The sequence below is a fragment of the Streptomyces bottropensis ATCC 25435 genome (assembly GCF_000383595.1).
Lineage (GTDB): Bacteria > Actinomycetota > Actinomycetes > Streptomycetales > Streptomycetaceae > Streptomyces > Streptomyces bottropensis.
In genome coordinates, this window is record NZ_KB911581.1 from 6,974,390 (window position 1) to 6,992,528 (window position 18,139).

Genomic DNA, 18,139 nt, shown 5'->3' on the forward strand with positions numbered 1-18,139 from the left:
TGCCCGAACCCGTTCGTTCAAACGGCAAGCGCGTGGGAGGCGGACATCGGCGTAAATCGTTTGCGGGTCACCCGCCCCCGCTTCCGACAATGACCGCCATGACCCACATCGCCCCCGTCCCCCACCTCGCCCACCCCGCTCGCACCGCCCCCACGCCGCCCGGCTGGTCCGTGGCCGAGGAGCCGTACGACTCCCCCGTCGCCGCCGCGCTCTGGCGGGCGTACTACACCGAGGTGAGCGACCGCTGGTACCTCCTGTACGAGGGGCACGCCACCGACCCGGACGAACTGGAGCGGGAGATCGCGGCGGACACCGGGGAGTATCTGGCGCCGCCGGGCGGGCTGCTGCTGGTGGCGCGCTACGGGGGCGAGCCGGCCGGGACGGCGGGGGTGCGGCTGACGGACACCGCGACGGCCGAGCTGAAGCGGGTGTTCCTGTTGCCGCAGGCGCGCGGCAGGGGCGGTGCCGCGCTCCTCGTGAACGCGGCCGAGGACGCGGCCCGCGCGCTCGGCGCCGAGCGGATCGTCCTCGACACCCGCGGCGACCTGGTCGAGGCCCGCGCGCTGTACGCCCGGCTGGGTTACGAGGAGAGCGCCCCGCACAACGACCAGGCGTACGCGGAGCACTGGTTCACGAAGACACTGACGTAGACGTGTCGGACGCGGGGGGCGGGGGCGGTGTGGGCGGCGTACCCGGGGCCGTCCCGCCCGACGGCCGTCGTGTGATCGACCCGCCGTCGTGCGGGCGTTCCGCGTCGGAGCCGCACAGCTCGGCGTTGAGTTCCCCGACGAGACGGACGAGGTCGGTGGGGCGGTCGGGCCCCCACCAGTCGCCGAGGAGTTCCGCGAGGGAGTCCTCGCGGGCCTGGGCGAGCCGGTCGGCGGCCTCATGGCCGGCGTCGGTGAGGACGAGGTCGATGCCGTCGCGGCGGGCGAGGCGGCGCCCCTCGACCTGCCGGGTCGCGGCCATGATCACATCGAGCGGGACGGTGCTGCGTTCCGCGAGCACGGCCGGTTCGGCCCAGCCGTACCGCCGGATCCGCAGCAGCAGCCAACTGGTGGCGGGCAGCAGGTCGTAGCCGGCCCGTGCGGTGATCTTCCGGTAGACCTCGCGGCGGCCCTCCCGCGACCCGAGCACCGACAGCGCCCGGCACACCTCGTCGTACGACGACCGCTCGACCGGGTTGCTGGCGAGCGTCTCCGTGGCGTCGGGCGCCGTCACGGAGGCCCGCAGCCGGTCCTCGCGCAGGAACCAGGCGAGGACGAAGCCGAGCAGGGCGACCGGAGCCGCGTAGACGAAGACGTCGGTGATGGAGGACGCGTACGCGTCGAGGACGGACGGGCGCAGCGCGGCCGGGAGTTCGGCGATCTCACGCGGGTCGGCCTTCAGCCCGTCCACGCTCACGCCGGACGGGAGCTGGGCCCCGTCGAGTGCGTCGGTGAGCTTCTCGCCGAGGTGCCCGGCGAAGACCGTGCCGAAGACGGCCACGCCGAACGAGGCGCCGATGGAACGGAAGAAGGTCGCGCCGGAGGTGGCGACGCCGAGGTCCTCGTAGGGGACCGCGTTCTGCACGACGAGGACGAGGACCTGCATGACGAGGCCGAGCCCGAGTCCGAAGACGAAGAGGTAGGCGCTCATCTCACCGTTGCCGCTGTCCGCGTCGAGCTGATGCAGAAGCAGCAGGCCCAGCGTGGTGACCCCCGTACCGACGACGGGGAAGACCTTCCAGCGGCCCGTGCGGCTGACGATCTGCCCGGAGACCGTCGAGGACAGCAACAGCCCGAACACCATCGGCAGCATGTGCACACCCGACATGGTCGGTGACACGCCCTTGACGACCTGGAGGAACGTCGGCAGATAGGTCATCGCGCCGAACATCGCGAAGCCGACGACGAAGCTGATCACGGCGGAGAGGGTGAAGGTGTGGACGCGGAACAGCTTGAGGGGCAGGACGGGTTCGGCGGCCCGCCGCTCGACGGCCACGAAGACGACGACGAGCAGGACGGCCAGGACGGAGAGGCCGATGATCTGCGGTGAGTCCCAGTCCCACGTGGTGCCGCCGAGGGAGGCGACCAGGACCAGACAGGTGGCCACGGAGGCGATGAGGAAGGTGCCGAGGTAGTCGATGACATGCCGTTCGGCCCGGCGCGGGATGCGCAGCACGGCGGCGATGACGAGCAACGCCACCGCTCCGACGGGCAGGTTGACGTAGAACACCCAACGCCAGCTCAGATGCTCGGTGAACAGCCCGCCGAGCAGCGGCCCGAGCACACTCGTCGCGCCGAAGACCGCGCCGAACAGCCCCTGATAGCGCCCGCGTTCGCGGGGCGGGACGAGATCGCCGACGATCGCCATCGACAGCACCATCAGCCCGCCGCCGCCGAGCCCCTGCAGGGCCCGGAACCCGATCAGCTGCGGCATGTTCTGCGCCGCCCCGCACAGCGCCGACCCGATGAGAAAAATCACGATCGCCGTCTGGAAGAGCCGCTTGCGGCCGTACTGGTCGCCGAGCTTGCCCCACAGCGGGGTCGCCGCCGTCGCGGCCAGCATGTACGCCGTGACCACCCACGAGAGGTGCTCCAGCCCGCCCAGTTCGCTCACGATCGTGGGCAGCGCCGTCGACACGATCGTCTGGTCCAGCGCCGCCAGCAGCATGCCCAGCAGCAGGGCCCCGATGGAGACCATCACCCCGCCGGGCACCCCCTCGGCGACGGGAACGCCCTGGCCACGGGGGCCGGGCGGGGGCGTGCCCCCGGCGGCGAGGCCGGTGTCGCCGGTGCCGTCACCGGTGCGCGCGGTGCCGGCACGCGCGCCGGCGGCGGCGTTCGCGTGCTCGTCGCCGCCGTCGGCGGGGGCGTGGCTGGTGTCGTCGGTCATGCAGACCTCCCGTGGGGCCGAGGGTCTCCCACAGCGTGCTAGTACAACGTCCTTGGGTTTCCTCTTCCTCCATGTCCATTCCATCGTGGTCGGTGTGACCGGGTATGGCCTGTCGAGCCGTTCCGGAACCCTTGATTCCAAGGGCAACCGGGAGATTCTGTGTCGGCCATTTGCTTAAACTCTGGAGTCTTCACGGGGAGGAACGACACGTGAGTGAACCGACCAGTCACATATGCCCGGAATGCTCCACCCCCCGGGCCTCGGACGGCACGCCGTCCTGCGCGTGCGGCCGCCGCGCGTCCGAGGCCCTGCTCGAAACCCGTACGGCCGAGGCGGCGGCCGCGGAGGACTTCGACCCCCTCCGGATTCGCCCGTACGTGGAACTGGGCGAGGAACGGGGCGGGCACGACGGCCGCGACGGCTCGGCCGTCGCGACGGGTGACGGACGGGGACCCGACCGGACGTCGACGATCGCCATGCCGATGACCACGGCGGCGACCACGGCAGCGACCACGGCGGCGACAGCGGCCACGACGACGACAGCGGCTCCCGGGCTGGACCCGACGGACACACGGGCGTTCGGCCGACGGGGTGAGGGGGCGGGCGGGGCGGGATTCGACGGGTGGGGCACGTCGAGTACAGCAGGTACGTCCGGTACGTCCGGTGCGCCGGGTGCGCCGGGTACACGGGGTGCGTCGCACTCCGCCGCTTCGACCCGGGCGCTGTTCCCGGCACCGCCGTCGCAGCCCTCGACGCAGCCCTCGACGCAGGCCTCCTCGCCGGACGCCGCCGCGGGGCACCCCGTACGTCGTCGGCGACGCCGCCGCCGTGCGGGGATCGCCGTCGTCCTGGCCGGTACCGCCGCCGCGGGGGTGATGGCCGCCGCCGGGTTCGCGAGCGGACTGTTCTCGTACAACGCCCCTGAACGCGACCGCGCGCTGCCGGACGACCTGCGGGCGAGCGCGCCGGACGTGTCGCCGGACGGGGAGGCGTCACCGGCGGGGCCGTCCGGGGAGGGCGAGGGCGGGGCGCCCGCACCGGCGCCGGGTGGCGGCGGGGGCAAGGCGACGACCCCGAGCCCCACGCGGAGCCCGTCCCCTTCACCCTCGGCGTCGGAGGCGTCCGGCTCGCCGTCGCCGTCGGTCTCGGCCGACCCGACGCAGAGCGGCTCGCCCAGCGCCGGCGCCTCCACCGGCTCGTCGGCCACCGGCTCGGACGGGTCGAAGGACAGCCGCATGGTCGCGCCCAAGACGCTCCGCCCGGGTGACGACGACCCCGAGGTCACCGAACTCCAGCTGCGGCTGCGTCAGTTGGGCCTCTACACCGGCGACATCGACAAGAACTACGACGACCAGGTCGAACAGGCCGTCCTCTTCTACCAGAGCAGCCGCGGCATCACGAAGGACCAGGACGAGCCGGGCGTCTACGGCCTGGTGACCCGGGAGCGACTGGAGTCCGAGACGAAGCAGCCGTGACCCACGGGGCAGGGCGGAGCCGGCGATCGAAGGGAGCGACGGGGGCGACGGGGGCCGAGCACGACCGACGGGGTGGCGCGGGGGTCGGCCGACGTTCTCTCGTCGTGGGTGATGCAGGATGAGGGCATGAGCATCGTCAAGATCAATGTCCTCACTGTTCCGGCGGAGCAGCGCGAGGTGCTGGAGAAGCGGTTCGCCTCCCGCGCCGGAGTGGTCGAGAACTCCGACGGCTTCGAGTGGTTCGAGCTGCTGCGTCCCGTCGACGGCACCGACAACTACCTCGTCTACACCCGCTGGCGCGACGAAGCCGCCTTCCAGGCGTGGATGGACGGCCCCATGAAGCAGGCCCACCAGGGCGGCGGCGACCGCCCGCGGCCGGCCGCCTCCGACTCGTCCGTCTGGACGTTCGAGGTCATCCAGCAGACGGGCGCGAAGACCGGTTCCTGACGGACACCGTCACCGGTAGCACCAGCACTCCCCACATCCACCCCCTCGCCCCCGTCCGACGGCTGCGCAAGCTCCGCCGGGCGGGGGCGAGCCGGTCCGCTGAGTACCCACCTTTTTGTGGGTACTTGGCGAGCTGAGCCCGTCGGGCGACCCTTGTGGAGAAGGAGCGGCCGACAGGTCGCACGGCACGGACCAGGGGACCGAAGGCGGACGCGATGAACACGACGGCGACGGTGATCACGGCGATGACGACGGCGTGAGGCGTCACGAAGCCGGGCGGCACACGGTCTCGTCCTCGACCCCCGTGAGGGTCTCCAGGCGCCGGTGCCCCCAGTCCGACAACGGCCCCAGTGCCTCGGAGAGTTCACGGCCGAACGGGGTCAGGCTGTACACGGTCTTCAGCGGCAGCACGTCGTGCACCTCCCGATGCACGAGCCCGTCGGTCTCCATCTCCCGGAGTGCCTGAGTCAGCACCTTCTCGCTCAGGCCCGGCAGTGTCCGGCGCAGTTCACCCGGGCGGTGCGGGCCGGACTCCATCAGCCAGAGCAGCGACGTCTTCCACTTGCCCTCGATCACGGCGATCGCCGCGGTCACCCCGCAGACATTCGGGTCCTGGGCACGTTTGCGCGACATTCTCGCTCCCCCTCGCCCGTTCGTGGCGAATCGACAACCCACCTATTTTCCACAGGAGTTACCGAGTCATGCCCGCACACACCGTAGAGCCCACCAGCAGCGCCACCGGTACGGCCACCCCCGCCCCCACCGTCACCGTACTCGGCCTGGGCCCGATGGGCCGTGCCCTCGCCGACGCGTTCCTCGACGCCGGGGTACGGACGACGGTCTGGAACCGCACGCCGGGGCGGGACGCCGAACTGGTCGCGCGGGGCGCGGTCGGCGCCGGGTCGGCCGAGGAGGCGGTGGCCGCGAGCGCGCTGACCGTCGTCTGCGTCGTGAACTACGACGCCTCGGACGCGATACTGCGAAACCCGGCGGTCACCCGGGCCCTCAAGGGCCGCGCGGTGGTCAACCTGACCGCCGACACCCCGGACCGGGCCCGCTCCACCGCCGGCTGGGCGGCCGAGCACGGCGTCGACTACCTGGACGGGGCGATCATGACGCCGACGCCGACCATCGGCACGCCGGACGGTGTGTTCCTCTACAGCGGAGCGGCGGACCTCTACCGCACCCACCGGCCCGTGCTGGACGCGCTCGACGGCACCCACACCCACCTCGGCGAGGAGATCGGCCGGGCGGCGACGTACGACATCGCGCTGCTCGACCTCTTCTGGACCTCGATCGCGGGCTACACCCACGCCCTGGCGCTGGCCCGTGCGGAGGGGGTCGGCGCGCGGGAGCTGACCCCGTTCGCCCAGGGGATCGCCGCGATCCTCCCCGCGCTGTTCGAGGCGGGGGCGGAGGAGGTCGACAGCGGCCGGCACTCCGGCGAGGGCAATCCGCTCACCTCGGCGGTGTCGACCATGGCCCACATCGTCCAGGTCTCCGAGTCCCACGGCATCGACGCGAGCATCATGCGGTCGGCCGAGGGCTTCGCCCGCCGAGCGATAGCCCGAGGCCACGGCACGGACGGCTTCACCCGCCTGACGGACGTCCTCGACGACCCCGAGCCGATCGCCCCCGGCCGGCACTGACGGGTAGGGCGACGACCGACGCCGTCCGGGGGCCCTGGAACCCCCGCTCCACCCGCCTCACGGACACGGCCGGTCCGGGCGGCCACCGACCCGCTCGCCGCCGGTCGGCCGCAGGGAGCCGAAACCTGCCCCGCCGACCCCACGGTCTTGATCGCGGCCGGCCGATCACCACCGACCGGCGTGGGGACGGGACCCGGCATGGGTGGGGCCCCCGCATGGCCAGCCGGGCCTACCGACAGGGACACGTCGGCCACCTCGCCAACCCGCCAACCCGCCAACCCGCCAACCCGCCAACCACAGAAACGTCTGCGATGCGCAACCGGCCATCCCACAGTTCGACTTCACGACGACACCGGCCGGCTCCGCCGGGAAGCCGGAACACCGGCATCACCGCGAGGGGGCGCGGGCGCCCCGCCGAGCCCCGTCAGCCGCGCACGTGCAGCCGTACCGCCCCGTCGTCCGCCACCTCGACCCGCACCGCCGTCAGGTCGGGCGCCACCACGTCCGGGCCGTGGGACCGTGCGCGCTCGCCGATGCCGACGACCCGCATCCCCGCGGCGCGCCCCGCCGCGATGCCGGCCTCGGAGTCCTCGAAGACGACGCAGTCCTCGGGCGCGACGCCCAGTTCGGCGGCCCCCTTCAGGAAACCCTCGGGGTCCGGCTTGCTCGCGCCCACCGACTCGGCGGTGACGCGCAGCTCGGGCAGCGGCAGCCCGGCCGCGGCCATCCGTGCCGTGGACAGCGGGACGTCCGCCGAGGTCACGAGGGCATGCGGCACGTCTCCGGCGACGAGGGCGGCGAGGAACTCCGGCGCGCCGGGTATCGGGACGACACCGTCCACGTCGGCGGTCTCCTCGGCCAGCAGCCGCGCGTTGTCCGCGAGGTTCTCCGCCATGGGCCGGTCGGGCAGGAGGACGGCCATGGTGGCGTATCCCTGGCGGCCGTGGACCACCTTCATGATCTCGGTGCCGTCCAGCCCGTGCCGCCCGGCCCAGCGCCGCCAGACCCGCTCGACGGCGGCGTCCGAGTTGACGAGGGTGCCGTCCATGTCCAGCAGGAGGGCGCGGGCGGTCAGAACGGTCGTGGCCGTCATCAGCAGCTCCAAAACGCGAGGGGCGAGCAGGGGCCGCGGACGATCGGGCCCGGCGAGGCGGCCCGCAGGGACAAGGCGGCCCCGCCCACCGGTCAGGGAATGCGGGCGGGAGCCACTTTGTTCACCCACGGTACAAAACAAACGGGGTTCCCCGCCACCCCGTCACCCACCCGGCCCCTCATCCCGTCACCGCCTCCCACAGGCTCCACACGCCGAGCCCCAGCATCAGCACGGCCGCGACCTGCGTGATCAGCTTCAGCGGCACCCGCTTCATCAGCGCCTTTCCGCCCAGGATGCCGAGCCCCGCGACGGCCCACAGGGCGAGCACCGCGCCGAGTCCGACGGACAGCGGGTCGTCGTAGCGGGCGGCGAGGTTCGCCGTCATGATCTGCGTGAGATCGCCGAACTCGGCGACCAGGATGAGCATGAACCCCGCCCCCGAGACCTTCCAGAAGCTCTGGTCCTCGGGCCGCCGGACCTCCGCGTCGTCATCGGCCCCGCCCTTCGTCCTGAGCAGCACCGCCGCGCCGCCCAGGAACAGCACGCCGGTCAGCGCGTGCACGATCTGTTGCGGCAGCAGGGTGAGGACGCTGCCCGCCGCCACCGCGAGCACCACATGCACGGCGAACGCGGCGGCGACACCGGCGAAGACGTACGAGGCGCGGTAGCGGGTGCCGAGGACGAGACCGGCGAGCGCGGTCTTGTCGGGGAGTTCCGCAAGGAAGACGACGCCGAAGACGAGCGCCGTGACACTGAAGCTGATCAAGGTTCCTCAGACGGTCGGGCCACCCCACCGAGAGAAATCATCCGCTGACGCGACATCGACACCTCGGCACGGCAGCACACGGACGGTCCGTGCCGGGCGGCACGGACGGTGCACTGCTTGCCGAAGGTCTCGCTGGCCGGTTACGTCGACGGGCGACGGACCTGCCTCCGGGCGCCGGCTCAGACGAGCTGAGCAGTATGTCGACGGTCCGGCGAAGAGCTACTCCCCTTCTGCGCCGTCCATGGTACGCCGGTCGCGCGGGGTACGGGTGCGTCGGGGGTACGCAGCCGACCGCGGGCCCGATGAGGGCTTCTCGCGCAGTTCCCCGCGCCCCTAAAAGCACCAGGCCTTGCGGACCTCAAAGCGCAGGCCCTGCGGACCCCAAAGCGAAAGCACGGGGCGCAGCCCCTGCTTCTCAGGGGCGCGGGGAACTGCGCGACCAGCCCCCACCGGACCCGCGCCCGCACGCCACCCGACCCCGCCCCGCCACACCGTCCCACCCCGACGCCCCACCCGCCCACGCCGGAGGCCCCGGCATCAAATCACCGCCGCACCCCTTGTCGTGTCATGCACACGTCACTAGCTTCTCACCAGACGCACATCCGCCGGTAACACGGCGACGCGACCCTTCAATCGCTCGCACCCCCCACCGCCCCGCCCCGCTCGACATCCCCGGCCCCGCAAGGAGTTCACATGCGCAGGTTCTACGCGCGTCGACGAGTCAGCATACTCGCGGCGCTCAGCGGATTGATAGCCTCCGTCGCGCTCTTCAACGCGCCCGTCGCCTCCGCCGCGCTCCCCACCCCGGTCAGCGCCGCCACCGCCCGCTCCTACCTCGCCACCCTCACCGTGACGGCCGAGGACCGCACCGGGTACGACCGGGACCTGTTCAACCACTGGATCACCATCAGCGGCACCTGCAACACCCGCGAGACGGTCCTCAAGCGCGACGGTACGAGCGTCGTCACCAGCTCCGCCTGCGCCGCCACCAGCGGCAGCTGGTACTCCCCCTACGACGGCGCCACCTGGACCGCCGCCGCCGACCTGGACATCGACCACCTGGTGCCGCTGGCCGAGGCCTGGGACTCCGGCGCCGACGGCTGGACCAGCACCCAGCGCCAGAACTTCGCCAACGACCTCACCCGCCCCCAGCTCATCGCCGTCACCGACAACGTGAACCAGTCCAAGAGCGACCAGGACCCGGCCGAGTGGATGCCGTCGCGCACGGCGTACCGCTGCACGTACGTCCGCGCCTGGGTCCAGGTGAAGTACTACTACGACCTCTCCGTCGACTCCGCCGAGAAGAGCGCCCTCACCAGCTACCTGGCGAGCTGCTGACCCACCCGCCCGGCGGGCCGCCGTCCTCGGCGTGTCCCCGGATCCGGCGAACAATGTGGGCCGGAAACGGTCCGGAACCTCGCCGATCACCTCCGTCGTTCCGTACGGTACGGGGCGACGGAGGAAGGTGATCGCGATGACCGGGCTACGCCTGGGACCACTGCTTCGCTATGTGGACGGCTCGTCCGCGACCGTGTGGATCGAGGCGAGCCGTCCGTGCGTCGCCGAGGTGCGCTGTGCCGGCGGCGGGCGCGGCGAGACCCGCACGTTCCAGATCGCCGGCCACCACTACGCGCTGATCCCGGTGACGGGCCTCACGCCGGGCACGGCCTCGGCGTACGAGGTCCTCCTGGACGGCGCGCCCGTGTGGCCGGAGCCGGACTCCCCCTTCCCGCCCTCCGAGATCCGCACCCCGGCCGAGGGCGACACCGTCCGGGTCGCCTTCGGCTCCTGCCGCTGGGCCGCGCCGCCCGCCGGCGAGCCCGACCCGGTGGGCCCCGACGCGCTGGACACCCTGGCGGTCCGGCTGGCCGCCGCACCCGAGGCCGAGCGCCCCGACGTGCTCCTCCTCCTGGGCGACCAGGTCTACGCGGACGAGACCTCCAAGGCCACCCGCCTCTGGCTCGCCGCCCGCCGCGACCTGAAGGAGCCGCCGGGCGACCAGGTCGCGGACTATGAGGAGTACACCCACCTCTACTACGAGTCCTGGCTCGACCCCCAGATCCGCTGGCTGCTCGCCACCGTCCCCAGCTGCATGATCTTCGACGACCACGACGTCATCGACGACTGGAACACCAGCGAGTCCTGGCTCACCGACATGCGGGCCACCCCCTGGTGGCGCGAGCGGATCCTGAGCGGCCTGATGTCGTACTGGGTCCACCAGCACCTCGGCAACCTCTCCCCCGTCGAACTGGCCGCCGACCCCCTGTACGCCGCCGTACGCGCCACCCCGGACGGCACGGACGCGCTGCGCGCCCACGCCGCCACGGCCGACGAGGACCCCGCCTCGGTCCGCTGGAGCTACCGGCGGGACTTCGGACGTGTACGCGTGCTGATGCTCGACAGCCGGGCCGCCCGCGTCCTCGACGAGCGCGACCGCTCGATGCTCAACCCCGGCGCGGCGCAGTGGCTGCGCACCCAGGCCCTGGACGCGCGCGGCTCCTACGACCATCTGCTCATCGGCACCTCCCTGCCCTGGCTCCTTCCCCACCTCGTGCACGACGCCGAGGCGTGGAGCGCGGCGCTGTGCCGGGGCGAGCGCGGGGAGCGCTGGGCGCGGTTCGGGGAGAAGCTGCGCCGCGGCGCCGATCTGGAGCACTGGGCGGCCTTCCCCTCCTCCTTCGAGGACCTGACCCGGCTGATCGCCGAGGCGGGTACGGGCGAGGACGCCCCGGCGACGGTGCTCGTGCTCTCCGGGGACGTGCATCACGCGTACGTCGCCGAACCGTCGTGGCCGAAGGGGGACACCTACGGCGAGGCGGGGCGTCCGGGCGGGGGCCCCGACGCGCGCGTCCTGCAACTCACCTGTTCGCCCGTGCACAACTCCATCCCGCTCTCGATAAAGCTCGGTTTCCGCTTCGGCTGGAGCGGGACGGGGCGGGCGCTCGGCCGGTGGTTCGGGCGGCACGGGCGGGGTGCGCGGCCGTCGATCGACTGGCACCGGACGGACGGCCCCTGGTTCGGCAACCACCTCATGACGCTGACCCTGCGGGGCCGTTCGGCACGGCTGCGGCTCGACCGCGCGCGGGCCCGGCGGGACGGCGGGGCACGGCTGGAGACGGCATCCGACTCGACGCTCGCCCCTTGATCCACCCCTTGCGCACGGTTGTTACCCCTGTTGTCCGAGATGCTCGTGAGGCATCCCACACCTGACCCGCCCAGGGGTTTCAGAGCTCTGTTCCCGTGACGTACGGCGGCATGATGAGACGGACCGTCCGCTTCCCGGCGGGCGGTCCGCCGCGCCGCGCCCCACCATGCGCCCCACACGCACGGGAGTTGCCCCTTGCCGGACATTCCAGGTTTCCCAGGGACCAGTGACATCGGCATCGCTCTCGTCGGCGCCGGCCCGCGCGGCACCAGCGTCCTGGAACGCCTCTGCGCCTCCGCCCCCGAACTGCTCCGTCCCGGCACCCGTCTGACCGTCCACGTCGTCGACCCCGCGCCGCCCGGCCCCGGCCAGGTCTGGCGCACCGACCAGTCCCCCCACCTGCTGATGAACACGGTGGCCTCCCAGGTCACCCTCTTCACCGACGACAGCGTGGACTGCTCGGGCCCGATCCGGCCGGGCCCGAGCCTGTACGCGTGGGCGACCGGCCGGGAGGGGGACACCCTGGGCCCCGACGACTATCCGACGCGGGCCCGGTACGGGCGTTATCTGGAGTGGGTCTTCGCCGAGGTGGTGCGCGGCGCGCCGCCCGAGATCCGGGTCGAGGTGCACGGTACCCGCGCGATCCGCCTGGAAGACGATCCCGAGGACGCCGGCGGCGGCCAGCGGCTCACCCTCGCCGGCGGCCGCGTGCTCACCGGCCTCGCCGCGGTGGTCCTCACCCAGGGCCACCTGGCCACCGTCCCGGACGGAGCCGAGGCGGACCTGGCCGCCCACGCCGCCCGGCACGGGCTGCGCCACTTCCCGCCGGCCAACCCGGCCGACCTCGACCTCTCCCCCGTCGCCCCGGGGGAACCGGTCCTGCTGCGCGGCCTCGGCCTCAACTTCTTCGACCACATGGCCCTGTTGACGACCGGCCGGGGCGGTCGCTTCGTCCACGATGCCGCGCAAGGGAGCCTGCGATACGTCCCCTCCGGCCGGGAGCCCCGTCTGTACGCCGGTTCCCGGCGCGGTATCCCGTACCAGGCACGCGGGGACAACGCCAAGGGCCCCTACGGCCGCCACACCCCGCTCGTCCTGACTCCCGAGGTCATCGCGGCCTTCCGTAAACGCGCGGACTCCGGTGAGGCACCCGACTTCCTGGCGGAGATATGGCCGTTGGTGGCGAAGGAGGTCGAAACGGTCTACTACGAAGGGGTGTTGAGGGAGCCCCGCTTCGGCGAGGCGCCGGGCTCACGAGCGGTCCTTCCCTTCCGCGACCGATTCCTCGCCACGCCCCACCGCTCCGCCCGGGAGTCCGCCGTTCTGGACGAGTTCGGGGTCGCGGAGGCGGACCGGTGGTCGTGGGACCGGATCGCGCGGCCGTACACGGGGCGGGAGTTCGCGGACGCGGCGCAGTGGCGGGGGTGGCTGCTGGAGTATCTGCGGCAGGACGCGGCGCAGGCCGCGCTCGGGAACGTCGACGGGCCGGTGAAGGCCGCGCTGGACGTGCTGCGGGACCTGCGGAACGAACTGCGGCTGATCGTGGACCACGGCGGGCTGGCGGGCGCGTCGCGCCGCGAGCATCTGGACCGCTGGTACACCCCGTTGAACGCCTTCCTGTCGATCGGCCCGCCCCGCAGCCGTGTCGAGGAGATGGCCGCGCTGATCGAGGCCGGTGTGCTGACCGTGCTCGGCCCCCGGCTCGACGTACGGCCCGAGAGCGGGGCCTGGCTGGCGCGCTCGCCCGAGGTACCGGGGTCGGCGGTCCGGGTGACGACGGTCGTCGAGGCCCGGCTCCCCGAAGCGGACCTGCGCAGGACCGCCGACGGTCTGCTCGCCCACCTGCTCGCGACGGGAGGGTGCCGACCGCACCGGACGAACGGCTACGAGACGGGCGGACTGGACGTGGCCCCTCGCCCTTATCACCTGATAGACCGTCAAGGTTGCGCGCACGCACGGAGGTTCGCGTTCGGCGTGCCCACGGAGGGCGTGCACTGGGTGACGGCGGCGGGCGCGCGCCCAGGAGTTGATTCGGTCACTCTTTCGGACGCCGATGCCGTGGCGCGAGCGGTTCTACGTGCGGCGACGCCTGGGAAAACGCCCGGTGGGCCGGTGCGGAGCTGGCCAGATGTTGAACTTGTAAGTATCGATTAGGCCTGCCTACCGTGGGTGACTCACCGGTAAGAACCGTCCCCACCGGTCCCACAAGGACCGGGTCACCACCGAAGGAGTCCCCCACATGACCGGACGCCTCAACAGCGCCCAGCCATACGCCCTCGGACTGTTCCGCATCGTCATCGGCCTGCTCTTCGCCTGCCACGGCGCCAAGAGTCTCTTCGGCATCCTGGGCGGCGTGGACGGACAGGGCGCGACCGCCGCCGCGGGCACCTGGCCCGGCTGGTACGCGGCCGTGATCGAACTCGTCGGCGGCACGCTGGTCCTCCTCGGCCTGGGCACCCGCGCTGCGGCGTTCATCGCCTCGGGCGCCATGGCCTACGCGTACTTCAAGGTCCACCAGCCGCAGGCCCTGTGGCCGGTCGAGAACGGCGGGGAGGGCGCGGCCCTGTACTGCTGGGCCATGTTCCTCCTGATCTTCACCGGCTCGGGCGCGCTCGGCCTCGACCAGTTCCTCGCCCGGCGCCAGGCCTCGTCCGCGAGCAAGGCCGACAGGGGCAAGGCGCCCGTAGCGGCCTGACCCGCCCCGGTCACCACCGGCACGAACGGGCCGCCGGGGTATCACTCGCCCCCGGCGGCCCACCCGTCCCTTCCCCGCGCCCCTCCCCCGCGCCCCCGATCCGAGCCGATCCGTTGAACACGGTGTGACGGACACATGAGCCCCAGCGGGCCTTCTGTCATACCCGGGGCGTACGCTGTTCGGCTGTCACGGGTTACGTGACGCCGGGGGAAAACAGGAGAGTGCGCGGTGCTTGAGAGTCTGGGCTGGCTGGCCGTCGGCCCATGGATCTATGCCGTCGTGGGCGTGTCCATCGTGCTGGACGTGTTCCTCCCGGTCCTGCCGAGCGGCGTCCTGGTCGTCACGGTGGCGACGGCGGCCGCGGCCGAGACGGCGGCGGGCGCGATGGCCCGCGAGGTCCCCGACATCCTGGTGCTTCTGCTCTCGGCGGCGACCGCGTCCGTGCTCGGTGACCTCGTGGCGTACCGGCTCGCCTGGCGGGGCAGTGCCTGGCTCGACCGTGCCATCGCCCGTTCCCGCCGCCTGACGACGGCGCAGGAACGTCTCGGCGCCGCGCTCGCCCGGGGTGGGGGCCTGCTGGTCGTCGTCGCCCGCTTCGCCCCCGCCGGCCGGTCCGTCGTCTCCCTCGGCGCCGGTGCCGCCCGCCATCGTGCCCGCGACTTCCTGCCCTGGTCCGCCGTCGCGGGTCTCGCCTGGGCCGCCTACAGCGTCGCCCTCGGCTACCTCGGCGCGCAGTGGCTCGGCCCGACCTGGCTCGCGACGGCGGTCTCCCTGGCGGCCCTCTTCGGCGCGGGCGCCGGGGCGGCGTACGTCATGCGCCACCCTCGCACCACGGACTGACGTCCGCGCGGGTCCGCGTACGTCGCCGGGTCCGAGGCTCCCAGGGGCGCGAGGAACTGCGCGGCCAACCCGCACCCACCCCAGGGGCGGCCAAGCCCGCCAAGTCGAAGGCGGGGCTGGGGAACTACCCGGCCCGCCGCGGAGCGCCCCGTACCTCCAGGCCGTCCAGCAACTCCGCCGTCGCCGCCGCGATCACCTCCACCGCGTGGTCGAAGACCTCACGGTTGTGGGCGGCGGGCGCGCGGAAGCCGGAGACCTTGCGGACGTACTGGAGGGCGGCGGCACGGATGTCGTCCTCGGTGGCCTCTTCGGGCAGGACGGGCGGACGAAGGGTCTTGATGCTGCGGCACATGCACCCAGTCTCGCGCGCACGACCGCGCAACCCCAGCCCGACCGCCCAGGTCACCGCCACGGCCAAGTGTTCCCTTGGGCATCGGCAAGGTCCCCCTAGGATTGACTCCGCCATCCACCCCTTGTGATCATCACCGAGCCCGCCTCGCCCCCACCCCCCACCGGCGGCGGCGGCGGACGGAAACGAGGGGATCATGACGAACGAACGGCTCACGGTGGCGGTCCTGGGCCCCGGCGGCGTCGGCGGCCTGCTCGCCGCACTGCTGGCCCGCGCCGGGAACCGGGTGATCTGTCTGGCCGGGGAGGCCACCTCACAGGTCCTGCGCAGTGACGGCATCGAGGTCAGGAGCGCCCGCTTCGGCGAGTTCACCGCCCGCGTCGAGACCGCGACGCAACTCGGCGAACCCGTCGACGCGGCCCTGATCGCGGTGAAGCACACCAGCCTGGCGACGGCCCTGGACCGGCTCCCGGCACCGGCCCTGGGCCCCGGCACCCTGGTCGTACCGTTCCTGAACGGCGTCGAGCACCCGGCACTCCTGCGCGCCCACTACGGCGACACCGTCCCCGTCGCCCCCGCCACCATCCGCGTCGAGTCCACCCGCGTCGCCCCCGGCGTCATCGAACACGGCAGCCCCTTCGCGGAGGTCGACCTGACCGGCGACACGGTCCCCCGCGACCGCCTCAACTCCCTTGCCGGGGCCCTGGAATGGTCCGGCGTGGGCGTCCGCGTCCTCACGGGCACGGCGGACGAGACGGCGGTGCTGTGGGCGAAGATGTCCTTCCTGGCCCCGTTCGCCCTGCTGACGACCCGCCACGGCCTGCCCCTGGGCGAGATCCGCACGCACCACCGTGCGCAACTGACCGCCCTGGTCCAGGAGACGGCGGCGGTCAGCACCGCCGCCGGAGCCCCCGCGGACCCGGCCGAGGCCCTGCGCCGCTACGACGCCTTCCCGCCCACCATCAAGTCCTCCATGCAGCGCGACGCCGAGGCCGGCCGCCCCCTCGAACTGGACGCGATCGGCGGCGCGTTGCTCCGCGCGGCCGAGCGGCACGGCGTCCCCGTACCCGCGACGGCCGAGGTGGTGGCGGAGCTGCGCGCGGCAGGTCACTGAACGACCACCGGACGACCACGAACGGACGACGAACGGACCACGAACGGACGACGACCGGACGACCACCCGCGTCGGCCGGTGGCTGGCCGCCTACACCCCCCGCACCCCACCCCCCACCCGCACCGCGTGCCGGGCCACCGTGTCGGCGAAGGCGCGGGCCGGCGGTGACAGCGCATCCCAGCGCCGTACGGCCCAGCCGACGGTGAGCGGCGGCAGATCGGGGACCGGGACGAAGCGCAGCCCGGGGCGGCCGGGGCCGGTCCAGCCCGGGAGCGCGGGGACGACGGCGGGTCCGACACCGAGTTCGGCGAGGAGGATCGCGGTGTCCCAGTCGGCGACACCGGCGCCGGAGGTGCTGACGGAGATGCCCAACTCCCGGTAGACGGCGTCGAGATGGGCGTACGAGGTGGAGTTCTCCGGCAGTCCGATGAGCCGCATCCCGTCCAGCTCCGCGCCCGCCACCCGCTCCCGCCCGGCGAGTTCGTCGTCGGAGCGGACCGCGAGCACCCAGGGCAGCTGCGCCACCGGCCGCTGCTCGATGCCGCGCACGGCGGGTCCGAGGGTCAGCCAGGACAGGTCGAGGTCGCGCGCCGGGTCGGCCAGGGCATCGCGGCACCCGGCGCTGGACCGTACGGTCTGGAACTCCAGACCCACGTCCGGGTACGCGCGCCGGAAGTCGACGATGCCCTGGGCCATGAAGTGCCGCACGGTCGTACCGCCGGTGGCGATCCGTACGACACCGCCGTCGCCGCGCACCATTTCGGCCAGTCGGCGCAGGGCGAGGTCGAGGCCGCCGATGCCCTCGGCCGCCGCCTCCTGGAGCACGCGTCCGGCCCGGGTGGGCACGACCCCGCGGGCCTGCCGTTCCACGAGCCCGACGCCGGTCTCACGCTCCAGCCGCCGCACGTGCTGGCTCACCGCCGACTGGGTGCAGCCCAGGTCACGAGCCACCGCACTGAGACTTCCGGCCCGGCAGACGGCGACGAAGACACGGAGATCGTCGAGGGTCATGCGAGGACGATACCCAAGGTCGAGCTTGGGTGATGAGCCCACTTCCCAGGGTCTCCTCCGCCACCTCACCCGTTCGCATGAAGCGGAGGCCGAAGTGTCAGAAGGAACTCGCATCCCAAAATCGAACAGGCGTAGCATTGCCGTGTGGCTAAGACCTATGACTTCCCCAGCGACCTCCTCGCCGGTCAGGAGGAGCTGCATCAGGTCCGGGCCGAGCTCCTGGCACTGCTGAAGCGGCTGCCCTGGTCGGTCGAACCCCTGGACGGTTTCAGTGACGACAACGGCTGGCGGAAGATCGAGCGGCCCGCATCCCCGGGCTGGACTCCCGACGAACAGGCCGAGGTGGAGAAGCTCCGCGAGCGCGAGCGTGAACTGGCGGTCTTCGTGAGCTGCCACCGCTTCTGGGCCGAGGTCGACACCGAGGAGAAGGTCGACGCCCGGACCCGGCTGAAGCACACCCGCGGATCCTGAGCACGACCGCACACGACCGCAATACGACCGATGACCGCCCCGGCGACCGAACACGCCTCAGCCCGCCCGGACATGACGAGGACCCCGGCCGATCGGCCGGGGTCCTCGTCTCCACGGTGGGCATGGACGGTTTCGAACCGCCGACATCCTGCTTGTAAGGCAGGCGCTCTACCCCTGAGCTACACGCCCGAGTACGAGTCGACAGCC

The 18,139-nt window shown here is 72.7% G+C and carries 17 protein-coding genes and 1 tRNA gene; 11 read left to right on the forward strand and 7 right to left on the reverse strand.

Features of this window, described 5'->3' with window-relative positions:
* Positions 1-98: 98 nt before the first annotated feature.
* Positions 99-650, forward strand: coding sequence for a GNAT family N-acetyltransferase (locus STRBO_RS0131010; protein WP_020115337.1), 552 nt, complete (start codon positions 99-101; stop codon positions 648-650).
* On the opposite strand, the gene STRBO_RS0131015 is transcribed toward STRBO_RS0131010, so the two are convergent.
* A complete protein-coding gene (locus tag STRBO_RS0131015; protein WP_005478705.1) occupies positions 631-2,877 on the reverse strand; it encodes an MDR family MFS transporter in 2,247 nt (748 codons plus the stop codon). The genes STRBO_RS0131010 and STRBO_RS0131015 overlap by 20 nt on opposite strands.
* Positions 2,878-3,086: 209 nt before the next feature.
* Here STRBO_RS0131015 and STRBO_RS42335 point away from each other — a divergent pair, with 209 nt between their 5' ends.
* Positions 3,087-4,352 carry a peptidoglycan-binding protein gene (locus STRBO_RS42335; protein ID WP_078531424.1) on the forward strand — a complete coding sequence of 422 codons (1,266 nt, stop codon included), beginning with the start codon at positions 3,087-3,089 and terminating at the stop codon, positions 4,350-4,352.
* A 126-nt stretch (positions 4,353-4,478) separates the two neighbouring features.
* On the forward strand, positions 4,479-4,799 hold the full coding sequence (locus STRBO_RS0131030) for an antibiotic biosynthesis monooxygenase family protein (protein WP_020115338.1): 321 nt from the start codon (positions 4,479-4,481) through the stop codon (positions 4,797-4,799).
* 264 nt (positions 4,800-5,063) lie between these two features.
* On the opposite strand, the gene STRBO_RS0131035 is transcribed toward STRBO_RS0131030, so the two are convergent.
* The gene (locus STRBO_RS0131035) at positions 5,064-5,432 is read right to left on the reverse strand and encodes a winged helix-turn-helix transcriptional regulator (protein ID WP_020115339.1); all 369 of its coding nucleotides are present in this window, start codon (positions 5,430-5,432) and stop codon (positions 5,064-5,066) included.
* 68 nt (positions 5,433-5,500) lie between these two features.
* Here STRBO_RS0131035 and STRBO_RS0131040 point away from each other — a divergent pair, with 68 nt between their 5' ends.
* Complete coding sequence (locus STRBO_RS0131040; RefSeq protein ID WP_005478711.1) at positions 5,501-6,448, forward strand: NAD(P)-dependent oxidoreductase; 948 nt, start codon at positions 5,501-5,503, stop codon at positions 6,446-6,448.
* Between the two features lie 424 nt (positions 6,449-6,872).
* On the opposite strand, the gene STRBO_RS0131045 is transcribed toward STRBO_RS0131040, so the two are convergent.
* Positions 6,873-7,541, reverse strand: a complete 669-nt coding sequence (locus STRBO_RS0131045; protein WP_020115340.1) for an HAD-IA family hydrolase — start codon at positions 7,539-7,541, stop codon at positions 6,873-6,875.
* 178 nt (positions 7,542-7,719) lie between these two features.
* The gene (locus STRBO_RS0131050; RefSeq protein ID WP_005478715.1) at positions 7,720-8,307 is read right to left on the reverse strand and encodes a TMEM165/GDT1 family protein; all 588 of its coding nucleotides are present in this window, start codon (positions 8,305-8,307) and stop codon (positions 7,720-7,722) included.
* Between the two features lie 693 nt (positions 8,308-9,000).
* Between STRBO_RS0131050 and STRBO_RS0131055 the strand changes: the two genes are divergently transcribed.
* The 5 genes from STRBO_RS0131055 (at position 9,001) to STRBO_RS0131075 (ending at position 14,987) form a co-directional block, all read left to right on the forward strand.
* Positions 9,001-9,645: an HNH endonuclease family protein gene (locus STRBO_RS0131055; RefSeq protein ID WP_005478717.1), complete on the forward strand. Its 645-nt coding sequence runs from the start codon at positions 9,001-9,003 to the stop codon at positions 9,643-9,645.
* Between the two features lie 136 nt (positions 9,646-9,781).
* Positions 9,782-11,452 (forward strand): alkaline phosphatase D family protein, encoded by a 1,671-nt coding sequence (locus tag STRBO_RS0131060; protein ID WP_020115341.1) that lies wholly within the window; start codon positions 9,782-9,784, stop codon positions 11,450-11,452.
* A gap of 195 nt (positions 11,453-11,647) precedes the next feature.
* Positions 11,648-13,606, forward strand: coding sequence for an FAD/NAD(P)-binding protein (locus STRBO_RS0131065; protein WP_005478724.1), 1,959 nt, complete (start codon positions 11,648-11,650; stop codon positions 13,604-13,606).
* 85 nt (positions 13,607-13,691) lie between these two features.
* Positions 13,692-14,147: a DoxX family protein gene (locus STRBO_RS0131070; RefSeq protein WP_005478726.1), complete on the forward strand. Its 456-nt coding sequence runs from the start codon at positions 13,692-13,694 to the stop codon at positions 14,145-14,147.
* A 228-nt stretch (positions 14,148-14,375) separates the two neighbouring features.
* Positions 14,376-14,987 (forward strand): DedA family protein, encoded by a 612-nt coding sequence (locus STRBO_RS0131075; RefSeq protein WP_005478728.1) that lies wholly within the window; start codon positions 14,376-14,378, stop codon positions 14,985-14,987.
* 124 nt (positions 14,988-15,111) lie between these two features.
* On the opposite strand, the gene STRBO_RS0131080 is transcribed toward STRBO_RS0131075, so the two are convergent.
* On the reverse strand, positions 15,112-15,339 hold the full coding sequence (locus STRBO_RS0131080; RefSeq protein ID WP_005478730.1) for a DUF2277 domain-containing protein: 228 nt from the start codon (positions 15,337-15,339) through the stop codon (positions 15,112-15,114).
* Positions 15,340-15,532: 193 nt separating this feature from the next.
* Here STRBO_RS0131080 and STRBO_RS0131085 point away from each other — a divergent pair, with 193 nt between their 5' ends.
* Positions 15,533-16,450, forward strand: a complete 918-nt coding sequence (locus STRBO_RS0131085) for a ketopantoate reductase family protein (RefSeq protein WP_005478732.1) — start codon at positions 15,533-15,535, stop codon at positions 16,448-16,450.
* Between the two features lie 90 nt (positions 16,451-16,540).
* Here the strand turns inward: STRBO_RS0131085 and STRBO_RS0131090 are convergent, their stop codons facing one another.
* Positions 16,541-17,461 (reverse strand): LysR family transcriptional regulator, encoded by a 921-nt coding sequence (locus STRBO_RS0131090; protein WP_005478733.1) that lies wholly within the window; start codon positions 17,459-17,461, stop codon positions 16,541-16,543.
* 144 nt (positions 17,462-17,605) lie between these two features.
* Here STRBO_RS0131090 and STRBO_RS0131095 point away from each other — a divergent pair, with 144 nt between their 5' ends.
* Positions 17,606-17,932 (forward strand): hypothetical protein, encoded by a 327-nt coding sequence (locus tag STRBO_RS0131095; protein WP_005478735.1) that lies wholly within the window; start codon positions 17,606-17,608, stop codon positions 17,930-17,932.
* Between the two features lie 117 nt (positions 17,933-18,049).
* Here STRBO_RS0131095 and STRBO_RS0131100 read toward each other — a convergent pair.
* Positions 18,050-18,121, reverse strand: a tRNA-Val gene (locus STRBO_RS0131100).
* Positions 18,122-18,139: the final 18 nt, after the last annotated feature.

What these genes read in the sequence shown, in the direction of transcription:
- STRBO_RS0131030 (WP_020115338.1), top strand. Translation starts at nt 4,479, where the DNA reads ATGAGCATCGTCAAGATCAATGTCCTCACTGTTCCGGCGGAGCAGCGC.
- STRBO_RS0131035 (WP_020115339.1), bottom strand. Translation starts at nt 5,432, where the DNA reads ATGTCGCGCAAACGTGCCCAGGACCCGAATGTCTGCGGGGTGACCGCG.
- STRBO_RS0131015 (WP_005478705.1), bottom strand. Translation starts at nt 2,877, where the DNA reads ATGACCGACGACACCAGCCACGCCCCCGCCGACGGCGGCGACGAGCAC.
- STRBO_RS0131055 (WP_005478717.1), top strand. Translation starts at nt 9,001, where the DNA reads ATGCGCAGGTTCTACGCGCGTCGACGAGTCAGCATACTCGCGGCGCTC.
- STRBO_RS0131060 (WP_020115341.1), top strand. Translation starts at nt 9,782, where the DNA reads ATGACCGGGCTACGCCTGGGACCACTGCTTCGCTATGTGGACGGCTCG.
- STRBO_RS0131090 (WP_005478733.1), bottom strand. Translation starts at nt 17,461, where the DNA reads ATGACCCTCGACGATCTCCGTGTCTTCGTCGCCGTCTGCCGGGCCGGA.
- STRBO_RS0131040 (WP_005478711.1), top strand. Translation starts at nt 5,501, where the DNA reads ATGCCCGCACACACCGTAGAGCCCACCAGCAGCGCCACCGGTACGGCC.
- STRBO_RS0131010 (WP_020115337.1), top strand. Translation starts at nt 99, where the DNA reads ATGACCCACATCGCCCCCGTCCCCCACCTCGCCCACCCCGCTCGCACC.
- STRBO_RS0131080 (WP_005478730.1), bottom strand. Translation starts at nt 15,339, where the DNA reads ATGTGCCGCAGCATCAAGACCCTTCGTCCGCCCGTCCTGCCCGAAGAG.
- STRBO_RS0131045 (WP_020115340.1), bottom strand. Translation starts at nt 7,541, where the DNA reads ATGACGGCCACGACCGTTCTGACCGCCCGCGCCCTCCTGCTGGACATG.
- STRBO_RS0131070 (WP_005478726.1), top strand. Translation starts at nt 13,692, where the DNA reads ATGACCGGACGCCTCAACAGCGCCCAGCCATACGCCCTCGGACTGTTC.
- STRBO_RS0131085 (WP_005478732.1), top strand. Translation starts at nt 15,533, where the DNA reads ATGACGAACGAACGGCTCACGGTGGCGGTCCTGGGCCCCGGCGGCGTC.